At 67.6% G+C, this 16,494-nt stretch carries 17 protein-coding genes; 6 read left to right on the plus strand and 11 right to left on the minus strand.

The features are described from left to right. Positions 1 to 32: 32 nt before the first annotated feature. The 3 genes from ACQPYH_RS38440 to ACQPYH_RS38450 are packed head-to-tail and all read right to left on the minus strand — an operon-like array spanning position 33 to position 2,147. Positions 33 to 869 (minus strand): PASTA domain-containing protein, encoded by an 837-nt coding sequence (locus tag ACQPYH_RS38440; RefSeq protein ID WP_432881974.1) that lies wholly within the window; start codon positions 867 to 869, stop codon positions 33 to 35. Further along, positions 866 to 1,357, minus strand: a complete 492-nt coding sequence (locus ACQPYH_RS38445; protein WP_432881976.1) for a SigE family RNA polymerase sigma factor — start codon at positions 1,355 to 1,357, stop codon at positions 866 to 868. Before ACQPYH_RS38445 ends, ACQPYH_RS38440 begins: the two co-directional genes overlap by 4 nt. A 49-nt stretch (positions 1,358 to 1,406) precedes the next feature. Then, positions 1,407 to 2,147 (minus strand): PASTA domain-containing protein, encoded by a 741-nt coding sequence (locus ACQPYH_RS38450; protein WP_432881979.1) that lies wholly within the window; start codon positions 2,145 to 2,147, stop codon positions 1,407 to 1,409. Between the two features lie 119 nt (positions 2,148 to 2,266). Between ACQPYH_RS38450 and ACQPYH_RS38455 the strand changes: the two genes are divergently transcribed. Further along, positions 2,267 to 2,614 (plus strand): PspC domain-containing protein, encoded by a 348-nt coding sequence (locus tag ACQPYH_RS38455; RefSeq protein WP_130441236.1) that lies wholly within the window; start codon positions 2,267 to 2,269, stop codon positions 2,612 to 2,614. A 75-nt stretch (positions 2,615 to 2,689) separates the two neighbouring features. Here ACQPYH_RS38455 and ACQPYH_RS38460 read toward each other — a convergent pair whose 3' ends face one another. Then, positions 2,690 to 3,655, minus strand: a complete 966-nt coding sequence (locus ACQPYH_RS38460) for a glycerophosphodiester phosphodiesterase (protein WP_432881981.1) — start codon at positions 3,653 to 3,655, stop codon at positions 2,690 to 2,692. A gap of 159 nt (positions 3,656 to 3,814) precedes the next feature. Here ACQPYH_RS38460 and ACQPYH_RS38465 point away from each other — a divergent pair, with 159 nt between their 5' ends. Beyond that, positions 3,815 to 5,536, plus strand: coding sequence for an ABC transporter ATP-binding protein (locus tag ACQPYH_RS38465; RefSeq protein ID WP_432881983.1), 1,722 nt, complete (start codon positions 3,815 to 3,817; stop codon positions 5,534 to 5,536). Next, a complete protein-coding gene (locus ACQPYH_RS38470) occupies positions 5,533 to 7,269 on the plus strand; it encodes an ABC transporter ATP-binding protein (protein ID WP_432881985.1) in 1,737 nt (578 codons plus the stop codon). The genes ACQPYH_RS38465 and ACQPYH_RS38470 overlap by 4 nt, the downstream gene beginning before the upstream one ends. Positions 7,270 to 7,363: 94 nt before the next feature. On the opposite strand, the gene ACQPYH_RS38475 is transcribed toward ACQPYH_RS38470, so the two are convergent. The 3 genes from ACQPYH_RS38475 to ACQPYH_RS38485 all read right to left on the minus strand — a co-directional run bounded on the left by ACQPYH_RS38475 (position 7,364) and on the right by ACQPYH_RS38485 (position 9,480). Continuing rightward, positions 7,364 to 7,906 (minus strand): rRNA adenine N(6)-methyltransferase family protein, encoded by a 543-nt coding sequence (locus ACQPYH_RS38475; RefSeq protein WP_432881988.1) that lies wholly within the window; start codon positions 7,904 to 7,906, stop codon positions 7,364 to 7,366. A 61-nt stretch (positions 7,907 to 7,967) separates the two neighbouring features. Then, positions 7,968 to 9,125, minus strand: coding sequence for a CapA family protein (locus ACQPYH_RS38480; RefSeq protein ID WP_432881991.1), 1,158 nt, complete (start codon positions 9,123 to 9,125; stop codon positions 7,968 to 7,970). Between the two features lie 70 nt (positions 9,126 to 9,195). Then, entirely contained in the window at positions 9,196 to 9,480 is a 285-nt protein-coding gene (locus ACQPYH_RS38485) for a helix-turn-helix domain-containing protein (RefSeq protein WP_432881993.1), read from the minus strand. Positions 9,481 to 9,544: 64 nt separating this feature from the next. On the opposite strand from ACQPYH_RS38485, the gene map reads away from it, so the two are divergent. Together map and ACQPYH_RS38495 are read left to right on the plus strand one after the other, a co-directional pair. Beyond that, positions 9,545 to 10,312, plus strand: coding sequence for a type I methionyl aminopeptidase (gene map, locus ACQPYH_RS38490; protein ID WP_432881996.1), 768 nt, complete (start codon positions 9,545 to 9,547; stop codon positions 10,310 to 10,312). Between the two features lie 631 nt (positions 10,313 to 10,943). Beyond that, a complete protein-coding gene (locus tag ACQPYH_RS38495) occupies positions 10,944 to 11,528 on the plus strand; it encodes a hypothetical protein (RefSeq protein ID WP_432881999.1) in 585 nt (194 codons plus the stop codon). 5 nt (positions 11,529 to 11,533) lie between these two features. On the opposite strand, the gene ACQPYH_RS38500 is transcribed toward ACQPYH_RS38495, so the two are convergent. Together ACQPYH_RS38500 and ACQPYH_RS38505 are read right to left on the minus strand one after the other, a co-directional pair. Beyond that, entirely contained in the window at positions 11,534 to 12,661 is a 1,128-nt protein-coding gene (locus ACQPYH_RS38500; protein WP_432882001.1) for an Rv2578c family radical SAM protein, read from the minus strand. A gap of 38 nt (positions 12,662 to 12,699) precedes the next feature. Beyond that, complete coding sequence (locus ACQPYH_RS38505) at positions 12,700 to 13,533, minus strand: NAD(P)H-binding protein (RefSeq protein WP_432882004.1); 834 nt, start codon at positions 13,531 to 13,533, stop codon at positions 12,700 to 12,702. Positions 13,534 to 13,603: 70 nt separating this feature from the next. On the opposite strand from ACQPYH_RS38505, the gene ACQPYH_RS38510 reads away from it, so the two are divergent. Next, positions 13,604 to 14,485: a TetR/AcrR family transcriptional regulator gene (locus ACQPYH_RS38510; RefSeq protein WP_432882006.1), complete on the plus strand. Its 882-nt coding sequence runs from the start codon at positions 13,604 to 13,606 to the stop codon at positions 14,483 to 14,485. Here ACQPYH_RS38510 and ACQPYH_RS38515 read toward each other — a convergent pair. Both ACQPYH_RS38515 and ACQPYH_RS38520 read right to left on the minus strand, forming a co-directional pair. Then, positions 14,480 to 15,442: an endonuclease/exonuclease/phosphatase family protein gene (locus tag ACQPYH_RS38515; RefSeq protein ID WP_432882009.1), complete on the minus strand. Its 963-nt coding sequence runs from the start codon at positions 15,440 to 15,442 to the stop codon at positions 14,480 to 14,482. The genes ACQPYH_RS38510 and ACQPYH_RS38515 overlap by 6 nt on opposite strands. A gap of 57 nt (positions 15,443 to 15,499) precedes the next feature. Continuing rightward, complete coding sequence (locus ACQPYH_RS38520) at positions 15,500 to 16,486, minus strand: ArsR/SmtB family transcription factor (protein ID WP_432882011.1); 987 nt, start codon at positions 16,484 to 16,486, stop codon at positions 15,500 to 15,502. Positions 16,487 to 16,494: the final 8 nt, after the last annotated feature.

Raw genomic sequence — 16,494 nt, forward strand, 5'->3', positions numbered from 1 at the left:
CCCAACGCTAGGCACCCCCACCGACAGTTTCCTCAGCCCGTGACAGTCACCGTCACGGTCGCACCCGGCTTCAGCATCGTGCCCGGAGCCGGTGACACCTTCAGCACCAGCCCAGCGGTGTAGTTGGGCGACTTGACCGTGTGGAACTGGGCCTTCAGCCCGACCTGCCGAAGCAGAGCGGCGTACGCCGTCCCCGGCGGCCCGTTGATGCCCGCCCGGAGCGCCTCGAAGCTCGGCACGCCGGTCCGGTCCGTCACGATCGCGATCCGCGCCAGCATGCGGTCGACCTCCGCGGCACTCGTGGACGACTCGGCGCGGAACCACACCCTGAGGGACGGGATGCTGACGGTGCTGCTGCAGGTCGTCGTGTTGGCCTTCGGGTAGTTGGACATCGAGCAGGTGGTCCGCTGCCGCTCGGCGCGTACTCCGCCGATCTGGAACGTCTCATCGGCACGGAACTCGGCCCGCGGACTGCCGTAGTACAGGCTCACGCTCTCGACCCCGGCGGGACGGAACGCCATGCAGAGCAGCATGGCGCTCGGGTCGTCGATCTGGACCGTGTCCTGCATCGGAGTACCGCACTGGCTCCTGTTGGTCGGCCAGTCTGCCGGGACGGAGATCGCAGCGTGGCCGAATCCGACCATTCTCATCGCGGGCGGGACAGGAGTTGGCGAGGTGACGGTCGGCGTGCGAGAGGTCAGCAGGGTCGATGCACCGATGACAGCCCCGACGGCAACTACGGCCGCGGCGACGACTCCCGCAGTACGGCGGTGGCGTCGGCGGGCTGCTCCGGCGTACAGAGTGTCCAGTGGGGGTGGGCCGACCGGGGTTTGCTCGGCAGTGCGTTCCAGTAGGTCTGTCAGCTTCATCGGGGGTCTCGCAGTTCTGCAAGATGTGGGTCCTGTGCGAGGGCCTTCACTGCACGGGACAGGCGGCTCTTGACCGTGCCTGCGGCTACGCCCAGGACAGTCGCCATCTGTAGTTCGGTCAGGTGCGCGTAGTACCGCAGTACGACGGCTGTCCTTTGGTCGTCGGGCAGTCCGTCGAGTGCGCGCATCACGGCGTCCGCTTCGTCGATACCAGCAGTCGGATCGACGTCGGCGCGTTCAGGTAGCACTGCGGACGGTCGCTCTCCGTGCCAGCGGCGCCGTCTGGAGGAGCGGAAGCAGTTGACCAGCACCCGGTGCACGTACGCGTCGCGGTCGTCGGCGGCGCGGACCCGGTTCCACTTGACCAGGCAGCGCTCCAGTGCGGTCTGGACGAGGTCTTCGGCTTCAGGCGGAGTACAGCCGAGCAGTACCGCGCTGCGGACCAGCGTGGGCCAGCGCGCGGTCACGTACTCACTGAAGTCGTCCATACCCCCTCCTCACCCGTACAGACAGGGTGATGGCCGCCGCAGGTTCCCTCTACTTGATCACTGTCAGGGTGACTGTTTCGCCTGGGCTCAGGAGCGTTCCGGGAGACGGGGAGATGCTGACCAGGCGACCGGGCTTGTAGACCGTTGACGTCCTGGTGCTGATCTCCGTCTTGAGCCCCAACTCCCGGAGGCGCTCCGCGTACGCCGTACCGTCGCGGCCGTCGTCCAGCGACCGCGAGCTCGGTACGCCGACCCGGTCCGGCAGGATCTCGATCCGCGCGAGGATCTCGTTCACCTCGCCCGCACTGGTGGACGATGAGGCACGGAACCAGACGTGCAACGACGGCAGGCCCACTGCGCCCCAGCACACTCCGTCGCTGGCACAGGTAGTCCGACGGCGCTCAGCCGGTACTCCGTTCAAGGTGAACGTCTCGTCGACCCGGAAGCCGCTCGGCGGGTCGGTGCCCAGCTCCACGCTGTCGACGTCCGGCGGACGCGGCAGGTCGCAGTACGACGCCGCGGCCGGATCGTCGATCAGCACGGTGTCGCGGTGCGGGATACCGCAGCGAGAGGCGTTCGTACCCCACACCTTCGGTACGGCGATCGCCGCGTGCCCGTAGCCGACCATCCGCATCGCCACCGGCCCTGGGGGCGGTTCAGGGGTGGTGATCAGAGTCCCGCTGCCGTTGGAGCTCAGTGCGTTGGTCACACCGATCACGGCCAGCACAGTGATCGCGGCGGCAGCCGATGCCAGAACGCCGCGGGTCCGACTGGTGCGCAAGGGCTCCACAGCCCTAAGTGTGAGTGCCGGCGGCGTGCTCCGATAGCGAAAGTCGTCAGGGGTGGATCAGGGGTCGGTCGGTACGGATCCGGATGCCGTGAACGGTGCGGAAACGGGACAGTGGAGCCATGACGAACTCCAACGCACCGTTCCAGAACCTGTCCGGCAAGGTCCTCCGTCGTTCCTCGAACCAGCGGATGCTCTCCGGAGTCTCCGGCGGCATCGCCGAGTACCTCAACGTCGACGTGACCCTGGTCCGCCTCGGCTGGGTGGGCCTCACCCTCATCACCGGCGGCGCCGCGATGATCGGCTACGCGGTGGCGTGGATCGTGATCCCGGAGTCCGACGGCAAGGCCGTGTGGCAGAACGTTCAGCAGTCGGTCAACCAGAACCAGCAGCACGACTCGACCGAGAACGACATCGCCTCTCGCATCTACGACGACACCACTACCAACAACAAGCCCCCGGCCGCATGACTCACTCTGCGCCTGTAGAAGGCGCAGAGAGCCCGGCGGGGTGACCGCAGCGGCGGTCACCCCGCCTGCAGCTGTCTAGACCTTCAGTGCCGGCTTGCGCAGCGCAGCCAGCGCCTGGTCCGGGTGGTCGGCGAAGACCCCCTGCAGCCCCAGAGCGGCGAATCGCTTCAGCTCTGTCGAGTAGTCGGTGGCAGTAGGCAGGAAGCGGCGCTCCGCGCGGAACGTCCACACCTGCACAGCCAGACCGACGCGGTGAGCCTGCTCCACCAGACGGGTCGGCTCCCCCAGACAACCGTCCGCAGTACGCGGAATGACCAGGTCCTTGTGCGGCGCCAGCACCTGAGCGTACGTCGCTATCTCCCGCAGCCCGGCCGGCTCGATCAGGTCGGCGTACGTGCGACCGTCACCGGTGCGCAGGAAGTCGTTCGGAGCGCTCTCCGAGTCGATCAGCTGCACCAGCGGCACCCGCGTCATCACCGCCAGCCGTCGCAGGCTCGTCGGCTCGAACGACTGCACCATGATCTCGTCGTCGCACAGTCCGAGCGCCAGGATCCGCTCCGTCAGCAGCTCCTCCAGCGGCAGTCCGAGCCGCCGGAAGTACGCCGGGTGCTTGATCTCGGGGATCACCCCGATCGGATGACCGAGCCGCGCCGACTCCCGCCGCGCCAGCTCGACCACCTCGTCGAAGGTGGGGATCGCTTCCAAACCGTCGTACGCCGTGTTGTTCGCCCGGAGCGCGGGCATCCGTTCCCGCGCGCGTAGCGTGCGTAGCTCGGCGAGTGTGAAGTCCTCGACGAACCAGCCGGTGACTGCTGTCCCGTCAACGATCTTGGTGATCTTCCGGTCCGCGAAGACCGGGTGCTCGGCGACGTCCGTCGTACTCGAGATCTCGTTCTCGTGCCGGCAAACCAGGACGCCGTCGAGAGTCGCGACCAGGTCAGGTTCCAGGTAGTCGGCGCCCTGTGCCGCGGCCAGCCGATAGGCCGCCGGCGTGTGTTCCGGGCGGTAGCCACTCGCTCCCCGATGCGCGATCACCAACATGGATCCAGGACAGGGGCCGGACATTGCCCGGCGGGAACCCGTTGCCCAACGCAAGGTGAAGGTCTACCGACCGTCACCGTCAGGCCCATGCGTGGGGGTCCACAGACGCGAGTAATTCGCATGCGGAGTGTCGGAGCCGCGACCTAGCCTGAGGGGGACATGAGACAACTTCCTCTCGCCGATCCAGGCGTCCCGAATCATCGTTCGCCGGCCCGCTACCTGTGGTGGGTCGCCGGCGGTCAGGCCCGCACGCTCGCCGGCGGGATGGCCTTCGGCATTCTGTGGATGGGAGCGCAGGCGTTCATCCCGGCGATCCTCGGGCGGGCGATCGACGAGGGCATCGCGGCGCAGGACGGCGAGCGGCTGCTGCGGTGGACCGCGCTGCTGTTCGCGGTCGGTGTGGTGCAGGCGCTGGCCGGCATCATGCGGCACCGGTTCGCGGTGACGAACTGGCTGATGGCGGCGTACCGGACCGTCCAGGTGGTGACGCGGAAGTCGGCCCACCTCGGAGCGACCCTGCCGAAGCACCTGGCTACCGGTGAGGTGGTCAGCGTCGGTGCCGGCGACCTCGCCTACGTCGGGAACCTGATGGAGGTCTCGGCCCGCTTCTCCGGCGCGATCGTCGCGTTCGTCGTGGTCGCGGCGATCCTGCTCTCGTCGTCGACGACGCTCGGCCTGGTGGTGCTCATCGGCGTACCGATCATGCTCTTCTGCCTCGGGCCGATGCTGCGGCCGCTGCACCGGCGGCAGTCCGCGCAGCGCGAGGCGGTCGGCGAGCTGAACTCGTTGGGTTCGGACATCGTGGCCGGGCTGCGGGTGCTGCGCGGTATCGGCGGTGAGGAGTCGTTCTCCCGGCGGTACCGGAGTGAGTCGCAGGAGGTGCGGAAGGCGGGTGTGCGCGTCGCCGGCATCCAGTCGATGCTGGACGCTGCCCAGGTGCTGCTGCCAGGCATCTTCGTGGTGCTCGTGGTCGGCCTGGGTGCGCACTTCGCACTGCGGGGCGACCTGAGCGCCGGGTCGCTCGTGGCCTTCTATGGGTATGCGACGTTCCTGGTGCTGCCGCTCCGGACGGCGACGGACTTCGCCAACCAGTTGATGCGTGGGCTGGTCGCGGCCGGCCGAGTGATCCGCGTGCTGAAGCTGGAGCCGGACGTCACCGATCCCGCAGCGCCACTGCCGCTGCCGGACCACGGCGACCTGGTCGATCCGGTCTCCGGCGTGCGTGCGCGTGACGGACTGCTCACCGCAGTCGTGTCCGCCGAGCCAGACAGCTACGCCGAGCTCGCGGACCGCCTGGGAAGGTACGACGACGCCAGCGAGGTCAGGTACGGCGGCGTGACGCTGGCCAGCGCTACCCGAGCGGCTGTGCGGGAGCGGATCCTTGTGAGCGACACCGGCTCCCAGATGTTCACCGGCGTACTGCGGACCGAGCTGGACCCGGACGGCCGCCGTACCGATGACGAGCTGATGGCTGCGCTGTTCACGGCGTCTGCCGAGGACGTACTGGTCGCAGTGCCGGACGGGCTCGACTCCGAGGTCGAGGAGAAGGGCCGCTCGTTCTCCGGTGGTCAGCGTCAGCGGCTGGTGCTCGTGCGCGCGCTGCTCGCGGACCCGTCCGTGCTGGTGCTGGTCGAGCCGACCTCGGCCGTCGACGCGCACACCGAGGCGCGGATCGCGGAACGGCTGCGCGACCACCGAGCCGGCCGGAGCACCGTCGTACTGACCGCGAGCCCCCTGCTGCTCGACCGCGTCGATGAGGTCATCTTCGTCGCCGCCGGCCGGGTGGTTGCCACCGGCAAGCATCGTGACCTGCTCGACAACGAGCCGCAGTACCGCCGTACCGTCACCCGCCAGACCGAAGAAGAGGAGGCCCTCCGATGAGGCAGATCCTGCCCGTTGCCGGGCCGGCCGAGATCCGGCAGCATGCGCGCCGGCTGGCGCTGCGGCACCCGCGCAACCTGCTGATCGCACTGGTGCTGCACGTGTTAGCGGCGGTGTCAGGGCTGGCGGCGCCACGGCTCATCGGCGACCTGGTGGAGGACGTGCAGAACGGCACCACCGCTGCGAAGGTCAACGAGGTCATCGCGGTGATCGCGGTCTTCATCGTCGCGCAGTCGCTGCTGACCCGCTGGGCGCGGTACCGCTCGTTCGCGCTGGGCGAGCAGGTCCTGGCCGAGCTCCGTGAGGAGTTCGTCGACAACGCTCTGGCGCTGCCGATCGGCACTGTCGAGCGGGCCGGCACCGGTGACCTGCTGTCGCGGACGTCGCGGGACGTCGACACGTTGTCGCGGACGGTGCGGTTCGCCGTACCGGAGACGATCATCGCGTTCGTCACCGTGATCTTCACGGCCGTCGCGACGGTGCTCGTCGGTGTGTGGGTGCTGGTCCCGCTGGTCGCGATGGTTCCGCTGCTGTGGCTGAGCACGAAGTGGTACCTGCGTCGCGCTAAGGACGGTTATCTTCGCGAGAACGCGGCGTACGCGCAGATGACGAGCTCGCTCGCGGAGACGGTCGAGGGTGCGCGGACGGTCGAGGCGTTGCGGCGGTACGACGATCGCGTGCGGCGCGGGGACGTGGACATCCGCGGGTCGTATCTTGCCGAGCGGTACACGTTGTTCCTGCGGACCGTGTACTTCCCGGTCGCCGAGCTGGGCTATCTCGTGCCTGTCGTGGGCACGCTGCTGTTCGGGGGTTGGCTGCACCTCAATGGTCATGTCTCGCTCGGCGAGGTGACGGCTGCCGTGCTGTATGTGAACCAGCTGATCGATCCGGTCGACCGGTTGCTCTCTTGGCTGGACGAGCTTCAGTCCGGCGGTGCGGCGTTCGCCCGGCTGCTGGGGATCAGCGACGTGCCGGATGACCGGACACCGTCGGGGCAGAAGCCTTCGTCGGAGTTGGTCGAGGCGCGCGACGTGCGGTTCTCGTACGTCGATGGTCGCGACGTACTGCATGGTGTGGACCTGACCATTCAGCCGGGTGAGCGGATCGCGATGGTGGGGCCGTCGGGTGCCGGCAAGTCGACGCTGGGGCGGTTGGTCGCCGGCATCCACCCGCCGCGGACCGGTTCGGTGACCGTCGGCGGTGTCGGCATGACGGAGCTGCCCCTGGATGAGCTCCGCAAGCAGGTCGCACTGGTCACCCAGGAACACCACGTCTTCGTCGGCACGCTCCGGGACAACCTGTCGATGGCACGCCCGTTTGCGTCCGACGCCGAGCTGTTGGAGGCCTTAGCAGCGGTAGACGCCCGTGAGTGGGCGCAGGCGCTACCGGACGGGCTGGACACCCGCGTCGGCTCCGGCCAGCTCGCGCTAACGCCTGCCCAGGCACAGCAACTGGCACTAGCCCGGTTGGTCCTGGCCGACCCACACACCCTGGTGCTCGACGAGGCAACCTCCCTCATCGACCCCCGAGCCGCCCGCCACATGGAACGCTCGCTAGCCGCCGTACTAGAAGGCCGCACAGTCATCGCCATCGCCCACCGCCTCTACACCGCCCACGACGCCGACCGCGTAGCAGTAGTAGAAGACGGCCAAATAACAGAACTAGGCAGCCACGAAGACCTAGTAGCCCGCCAAGGCTCCTACGCCGCCCTCTGGACCTCCTGGCACGGCTAACGGGTGAAGAGGGGTGAAATACCTGCCCTCCCCGCCAGCAGTTGGCGGCCCTCGCTCCCTCCCCGCCCCCGAGCGGAGCGAGGGGGCGGGTTCTTTAGCGTTTGCGTAGTTGGAGGACTGCTGAATCGACATGGGGTGGTGGGGTAAAGGCCTTGCGGGGAAGGCGAAGCCCAACAGAAGGGTCGTAGTAGCGGAACCACCGGTTCGCCCCCGGCGCCTCGCCGCGGGCCCACCGGTTCGCCACCTGCCGTTGGAGCACGAGGTCCGCCGACACCAGGCGTGAACCCGGCGCCAGCAACCGCTTCAACAGCAACGTAGAGATGTTGTACGGCGGACTGGACACCACCCGGAACGGCCGCGACGGCAACCGGAGATCGCCGGCATCGGCACGGACCACCGTCACCGGCGCATCCGCGAACCGTTTCCGCAACCGATCGGCACGACCGGGATGGAGTTCGACGGCGACCACCCGGGCGCCGGCCCGGACCAGCGGTGCAGTCAGCGCACCGAGTCCGGCCCCGACATCGAGAACGAGCTCACCGGGTTTGACCCCGGCCGCGTCCACAACCCGTTGGGCCCAACGACTATCGAGCGGATGCCATCCCCAGGCACCCCTCGCCTGCCCGGAGCCGGGCACGACGGACCATCACGAAGTACGTAATCATGCAACGGACCCTAGACCGTCGAACCCCAACAGCTCAAAGCATTTTCGGCGCCGCACCGAGCGACAGAACCGTCTCCGTCGTACGCCGCTGCGCCAGCTCGAGCCGGCTCTTCTTCGCCACGGACGTGCCCTTCGCGAGCTCACGCCGTACGTCGAGAACCCGCACCGGCAGCACATCCGTCATCAGCAGAGGCGCGAACTCAGCCTGCTCGGTCGACCACCGATCGCCGTCACGCTTGAACGTGAAGCGGACAAGCAGCCCCTCGGCCTTCGTGCTCTCGGGTTCGCGATGCGCGGCCACCAGATTGCCCAGACCGTACGCGACCCACTTGCCGTCAATCTGCTCCATCGGCTGCACAACATGCGCATGGTGCCCGATCACCAGATCAATGTTGCTATCAGCAAGCAGTTGCGGCGCGACCTCCCGCTGCTGGTCGTTCAGCTTGCTCGAGTACTCGGTACCCCAATGGCAGCTGACCAGGACGAGATCGGCGCCGCGATCCTTCGCCTCCTGCGCCTTGCGGGCGATCGTCTTCGCGTCGATCTTGCCGGCGCGCCAGGTCTGACCGTTCGGGTACGGCAACCCGTTGAACCCGAACGTGAAACTGAGCGACGCGATCTTCACCCCGCCGACGTCGATGATCGTCGTCTGCTCCGCCTCGGCCCGCGACCGCGCCGTACCCGCATGCCTCAAACCCACCTTCTCCAAGGTGTTCAGGGTCCGGTCGACCCCGTTCGCGCCGCCGTCGAAGCTGTGGTTGCTGGCGGTCGTGCACAGGTCGTACCCGGTCTGCTTGAGCGCGGTCGCGATCTGCGGCGGACCTTGGAAGAGCGGGTAACCGTGATACGGACCACCGGCAGGTGCGAGCGGGGTCTCCAGATGCGCGATCGAGAGATCCGCCTTCTGCACAAGGGGTTTCACGCTGCCCATCAGCGGTGCGAAGTCCCAGTCCCCACCCTTGCCATCACGTTTCGCCGTGGTCCACAGACGTTCGTGAAGCAGTACGTCGCCAGTCGCGACCACGGTGATCCGATCGGGCTGGTTGCCCTGTTTCGGCTCTGTCGCCTGCGCGGTCTTCGTACCGTGACTGCCGGTCGTATCCGCGTAGGTATCCGCGATACATCCGGTCGTCGCCATCGCCGCGGCGCCGGCCAGCATGCCCCCGAGCACCGCACGTCGTCGTACTGCCATCCCCACCCCCTCGTCGCCGATGAAGACGCGGCACCGGGGGCTTTGGTTGGGACGGAGATCCGATCGTGTCCTACGCGATCAGATTGGAACTGCTGGCTCTACCTTCCGGCCGGCTGTCCTGGCACGCGTCGACGAGGTCGTCGAGGGAGATCTCGAGGGTGGCGGCCACAGCAGCCACCGTGAACAGGGCCGGCGTCGGGATGCGACCGGTCTCGATCTTGCGGAGCGTGTCGACCGAGACGCCGCACGCCGCAGCCACCTCGACCATGCTGCGCTCGCCGCGCGCCTCGCGGAGCAGACGGCCGAGCTGACGACCGCGTTCGCGGTCCCAGGTGGACAGAGGTGGTCGGACCATGAGTGTGATAATAGTACCGGTATAGTTATCCGGTGAAGTCGAGTCGTGAACGAGGAAGCAAACGATGGTCGAGTTGAAGACGGCGGCGGAGATCGAGCAGATGCGCGAGGCCGGGCGGGTCGTCGGTACTGCGCTAGCCGCGGTGAAGAAGCAGGCCGCAGCCGGGGTCTCGCTCCGCGAGCTCGATGAGGTCGCTCGCGACGTACTGCGTTCCGCCGGGGCGGTGTCCTTGTTCGAGGGGTACCAGCCGGGGTTCGCGACATCGCCGTTCAGCGGGGTGATCTGCACGTCGGTGAACGACGCCGTACTGCACGGGCTGCCGAGTGACCTTCGCCTGGAGGACGGGGATCTCCTCAACGTCGACTGCGGTGCGTCGATCAACGGCTGGTGCGCGGACGCCGCGACCAGCTTCAGCGTCGGTACGCCGCGGCCCGAGGACCTCGAGCTGATCGCGACCACCGAAGAAGCACTCGCCGCGGGCATCGCCGCCGCCGTCGAAGGCAACCGCATCGGCGACATCAGCGCCGCGATCGGGCGTATCGGCAAGCGCGACAGCGTCGGCACCAACCTCGACTTCGGCGGCCACGGCGTCGGCCGACGCATGCACGAAGACCCCCATATCGCCAACGGCGGCCGCCCCGGCCGAGGCCTCAAACTCCGCGCCGGCCACGTCTTCGCCATCGAGCCCTGGTTCTGGTCCGGCCCCGGCTCCACCTACATCATCGACGAAGACGGCTGGACCCTCCGCTCCGCCGACCACACCCGAGGCGCCCACGCCGAACACACCGTCGCCATCACCCCCAAAGGCCCCCAAATCCTCACCCTCCCGTAAGCACTGAGCGTCGAGGAAGGTAGTCATCCCACGCGCCGGACTACGCGCGACTCCTTCGTCGCCGCACTACGCCGTCGCCCCACCCACCCTCCGGCTATCGCCGGCGCATCCTTTCCGGCTACCGCCGGACGTGCGCGCTACCGCACGGTCGACCGCCACGCCTGCACGCAAACCGCCCTGCCGAGCGGCACATGAAACTCGCTTAGCCGCGCCGTCCTCGCGAGCCTGACAGCACGCGGGCGGCGGCGCACTGCGATAGGCCGACGAACCGCCGTCCGCTAGTCCGACGGGCCGTCCCAGCCATGTGCGACTGGCACCGCGCAGCGCGCAACATCGGGAAGCGACAGCGCAGCGTTGCACGGCGCCGATGGCGCACAGCTGTACAGGCCGTGGCGTGCGGGCGGGAGTGCAGCGTGTGGGCGGCGCGGCATGCAGGCGGCGCGGCTTGCGCCGGTGTGGCCGGCGGCGGCGTGCGGCGTGCCGCGTGCGGCAAACCAACCAAGTGACTGCGAGCGTCGTCTTCCTGCGAACTTGTCGTCGACGAGGCACGCGCCCTTACACGTTATCGACGTGCCCTCCGTAGGAGGTGACACTCGTGGTGGACGGGAACTGACAGCTTCTCCACCTACTGATGGGGGAACGGGTGAAAAGGAGAAACGTCATCACAGCGGCCGCCGTTGTCGTCGCGGCCAGCGTGGGCGTTGGGCTGGTGGTTCAGGGGTCCGGGGATCTGAATCGGATCAGGCAGGGCGACGCCTTCGGGGCCGAGGACGGGTCTTATGAGATCGGTATGCCGACCGTTCTGGTGAACGAGGAGGTCTGGTACATGACGCCGTCGATGACCAACCGCTCGTCGGAGACGCTGACCCTGGAAGACCTTCAGCCCGGTACCACGCCGGAAGGCATCACGTTCATCGGGGCGCGGCTCTTCGAGAAAGAGGTGTTCATTGCCGGCGCCCCCCTCTCGTGGGACACCGGCGGTGGCTCTGCCTACGATCCGTCGACCCGCGTATCGAGCGGTGTGCAGGGCCTTACTTTGCTACCCGGACAGAGGTTTCCGGACGACAAGATCATCTACCTGCATATCCGAGTCACCACCAGCAAGCGTCCACTCAAAGTGGATGGCGTCAAGTTCATCTACGAACAGAACGGCAGGCGCTACTCACAAACACTCAGCGCGAGCCTCGCCATTGTCTCGCAGTCGCAGAGGCGATAGCGGGTTCAGAACAGCGGCTGTTGGGTTGGGGGCTGGGTGGCGGGTGGTTGTCGGCGCGAAGGTGGGGAGCGGAAGCGGGCTGTGGTGGGGTCGGGTTCTCCCCAGCCGGAGTCGGAGATGGGGCCGGGGGCTTCGACGATGCCTTGGGGGTGCATGCCGTTGATGGGTTTGGGGCGGTGGGAGGAGCCTTGGCCGAAGCCGTGTTTGTCGAGGAGGGGGCGGGCTTTGTCTTCGAAGGCTTTGCGGTAGCTGGGGCTGGCGTAGGAGCCGTGGGCGTAGAGGGACTCGTAGCGGGAGACGAGGTCGGGGTGGTCGCGGGCCAGCCAGGTCATGAACCAGTCTTTGACGCCGGGGCGTAGGTGCAGGATGAGAGTGGTTACGCCGGTGGCGCCGGCTTCGGACAGTTGGCCGAAGAGGTGGTCCAGGTGGTCGGCTGAGTCGGTCAGCCACGGGAGGACGGGAGCGACCATCACGCCGCACGGGAGGCCAGCGTCGCGGATGGCCCGGATCAGGTCCAGGCGACCTCGGACCGAAGGGACACCAGGCTCGAGGCGGCGGCGGAGTTCTTCGTCGCCTAGAGCCAAGGAGATGCCGATGCCGACTCGCACCTCGGAGGCAGCCGCAGACAGTAGATCCAGATCCCTGCGGAGCAAGGTGCCTTTGGTCAGGACCGACAGGGGTGTGCCGGAAGCGGCGAGCGCCTCGATGATTCCGGGCATCAGGCGGTAGCGGCCCTCGGCGCGTTGATACGGATCGGTATTGGTGCCCAGGGCAACTTGTTCGTGACTCCAGGACGGGCGCGCCAGTTCGCGCCGGAGCACGTCGGCGACGTTGGTCTTCACCACGATCTGCCGGTCGAAGTCCTCGCCGGTGTCGAGTTCCAGATACTTGTGGGTCGGTCGGGCGAAGCAATACCGGCAGGCGTGCGTGCAGCCGCGATACGGATTGACCGTCCAGTTGAACGGCAGACCCGTGCCAGGCACCGAGTTCAGCGCGGAGCGTGCGACTACCTCATGGAACGTGATGCCCTGGAACTCCGGCGTCGTCACCGACCGAACCAGGCCCGCGATCAACCCGAGCCCCGGCAACGTGCCCGGGGTCTCGACGTCGATTTGCTGACCTGCCCATCTCATGCCATATAGTCGAACACATGTTCGAGCTTGCAAGCAAGTCAGCGGAAGGCGGCGGCGTTGGCGGCTGCCCACGCGCGGTAGGTCAGCGCGGGTCTGCCGATGAGCTCGGGCACCGCCGGTTCGGGCTTCATCGGATACTCCGCCATCATCCGGAAGCCATCAAGCAACCACTGGGCGGTCTCCAACCCGATCGCCGGCGCAAGCTCGTCGAGGTACTCCTGCGGCGTCTGCTCGACAAAGCGCACCTCGCGTCCGATCGCCTCCGCGATCTGCGCGACTTCCTCCGGCGGCGTCAGAGCCTCCGGCCCGCTCATCATGATCTTCTCGCCGTTGAAGCGCTCCGACAGCAGCACCACACGCGCGACCGCAGCGATGTCCCCGAGGTCGATCGGCGTCTGCACAGCCCCGGCGTAGGGCGCTCGCACGACACTCTCGGCCTTGATCGACGGCGCCCAGCTGAGCGTGTTGTTCATGAATTGCCCCGGCCGCAGGAAGGTCCAGTCGAAGCCACCCGCCTCGATCGCACGCTCGATCCGGTAGTAGTGCCACGCCGACGGATCCCCTTGCGCCTCATACTCAGCCGGCTCCCCGGACAGTACGACGACTCGCCGCACACCAGCCTCCTGAGCGCAGCGGACGAAGTCGTCGACGTACGCCGGGAGCGGCGCGAGATAGACCGTGTCGATGCCGGCCAGCGCAGCCGGCAGCGTCGAAGGCGTCCCGAGATACCCGAGGGCGATCTCCACCTCGTCCGGCAGCGCCGCGCGAGCCGGGTTGTTGGTCAGCGCCCGGACCGGCGCGCCCGCCGACACCAACTCATCCACGAGCAACCGACCCACACTGCCGGTCGCCCCTGTCACCAAGATCGTCATGCCGCTCCCCTCTTATCGACAATTCTCGTAGGGTATACGAGAATTCAACCGAGCGCCTATCGTTGTCGGCGTGAGCGAGCGGCGGAGCGGTCAGGGTCAGCCAGACAAGACGCTGGCGTTGCTATGGCGCAACCACCGCCGCCCCGCGGCGGAACCGACCGCGAACGACCCGGCCAGCCAGCGCGGCACGGGCCAGCAGCACGGCACGGGCCAGCAGCACGGCGCGAGCGAGCAGCACGGCGCGGGCCAGACGCACGGCGCGGGTCAGCGGCGGGGCGCGGGTCGGCGACCGTCGCTCAACGTGGACGACGTCGTGCAGGCAGGCATCCGTTTGGCGGACCAGCAAGGACTCGCAGCAGCGTCGATGGGCGGGCTCGCCAAGGAGCTCGGCGTCGGCACGATGACGCTGTACACCTACGTGCCGTCGAAGGACGAGCTGCTTGACCTGATGGTCGACCAGGTGCTCGTCGAACGCGAGCTCCCCGGCCCAGATACGGCACGCCCCGAGGACTGGCGCGAGCAGGTGGAGATCTACTCACAGCAGACCCGCGCGATGTTCCAGCAGCACCTGTGGCTGTCGCAGGTCTCGACGATCCGTCCGCCGGTCGGGCCGGGCATGCTGGCCGGCCGCGAGTACCTGCTGTCCGCAGTGCTCGGCCTCGGCCTCAGCGCGACCGAGACGAACACCGCTGCCCTCGCCATCACGACGTACGTCGACTCCGCGGCTCACCTCGAGGCGGAGAGCCGACTGGTCGAGCGCACCACGGGGCAGACCAACGACGCCTGGTGGTTCGAGCGCAACGACCTGTGGGAGACGTACTTCGACGTCGACAGGCATCCCGCGATGACGGCGATCTGGCACGCGAAGGGGTACGAGTCAACTGCCGCTGACTCGTACCGCTACGGCCTGGACCGCCTCCTCGACGGCATCGAGGCGATGAAACCCCTATAGATCAAGGGAGATCCAAGCCGGGTCGTGATCCGTCCCGTCCCGCGCCAGCTTGCGGCGACGCCCGATGAACGACCCCGTCAACCGCGGCGCCAGCGCCGGCGACAACCAGATCTGGTCGATCAGGTCGAACGACCGCGGCTGCCCCGACTCCTTGAACGTCGACGTCCACGCCGGGCTCGCCGGCAACTCGACCGTCGTCTGCACGGTGCCCACCTCGGTCGGCGCCGTCAGCGCGCTGACAAGTCCGGCCTTCTCGTAGGCGACCAACGCGGACGAGTCCGGGGTGTCGTTCATGTCGCCGCACAGCAGGTAACGCTGACGCGTGCTCATCCGCGACCCCATGATCCGCACGATCGTCTCGGCCTGCTGCGTCCGCAGGAGTTGCGCCGCCGCCTCGGCCGCAGCCTGGTCCGCCACCTTGAAGTCGACGAACTTCGACTTCAGGTGCGTACCGAACACCGTCAGGATCTTCCGCCCGCGAGCGTCCAGGATCTCCGCCTCGACCAGATCACGCGAGAAGATCGGCCGATCCGGTACGTCGGGATGGAACGTCCGCTGATAGCTCGTCACCCCACCAAGAGGACGGCGCGACAGCAGCCCGATATCGATGAACCGCGTCGAGTCGTTGCCGTCGATCACCATCACGTGCTGATACGTCCCGTTCAGGTGGTCGCGGTTGAACTCGCGCAGTACGTCGACGTTCTCGATCTCCTGCACGATCCAGACATCGACGTCCGCGCCGAGCAATCGCTCCGCCACCCGGTTGGTGTCCTCGGGCTTCTTCGCCGTCAGCAGCTTGCCGTTCCCGTCGAGCTGCAACCGCCGCCGATGCTCGTCGTCGAACGTGTACGTCGCCGGCACCGATCCGGTCCCGCTCGCCAGCACGTCGACCGCACCCTCGAAGTTCCACCGGTCGAACAGGTTGTTCAGGTTGAACGTGCCCACCGTGAGAGCCATGTCCCCCACCTCCCCTAACGGAAAGGTACGCCGCCGTCACGAACTCCGGACGAACATTCAGGTGCGGATACCCGACAAAACATCGGCGCCGACCGGGTTGAGGCTGTGCCGGACGGAGCTTCCGATTCGATGCGTGGTGACGAGCCCTGTGTCGTGGAGGATCCGCGCGTGCTCGCTGGCCGACGCCAGTGAGATGCCGACGCGCGCCGCCAGCTCACTGGTCGAGCACGCGCCGACCGAGATGCCCTTCAGAACAAGCGCTCTGGTCTTCCCGAGCAGATCGGCGACCGCGCGCTCGCGATCGGGGCGCCGGACGACGACTTCCGGCTGACCGGGGTCGGGCCGCACCGGATACACCAGCACCGGCGGCAATGAAGGATCGAGCAGCATCATCGGGTACTTCCAGCAGAAGAACGACGGCACCAATCGCAGGCCGCGGCCGTTCAGGTAGAGGTCGCGGTCGATGTGCGGCGTGTCCACCGAGAGCACCGGCGCCGCCCAGCGCAGCGACTGATGCAGCTCCGGGATCAGCGACTCGAATCCGTTGCTGGCCACAGTGTCGTTGTGTCGAGCAACGGCCGGCTGGATCGTGGTCACGATCATCGGCATCTGCGGCGCGATCTTGGTCCGGTGGAACGAACGCAGCCCATGCACGAGCCGCGTCATCACCTTGGTGTCACCGGTCGCGAGCCGCCGGGTCCAGCCCGGCAACCGCACGCTGTCCGACAACCGCCGCAGCTCCGACCTCAACTGAACAGCCGGCGTTGCCGCGACCGCAGTCAACCCCGCGTCAAGTCCGTCCGCCGCCGCACGCGGCGTAAGGAAATCCGGCGAGTACCCGACCGGCGGCGTCAACGCGAGCAATTCCTGCTCGAGCGCACTCAAGCGGGACCGAGCCCGCTCCCGCCAAGCCCCGAAGACCTCCGGCTCCTCATTCCCTTGCAGGATATGAAGCCCGAGCAGGACCTCCCACAACGGATCCGGCCGCTGCGCGATCGTCGTCCTGGCCAGGTCCGAGCATTCGAAATGAATGCGGAACACCACGACCCCCT

Source organism: Kribbella sp. CA-245084, assembly GCF_050942355.1.
GTDB lineage: Bacteria > Actinomycetota > Actinomycetes > Propionibacteriales > Kribbellaceae > Kribbella.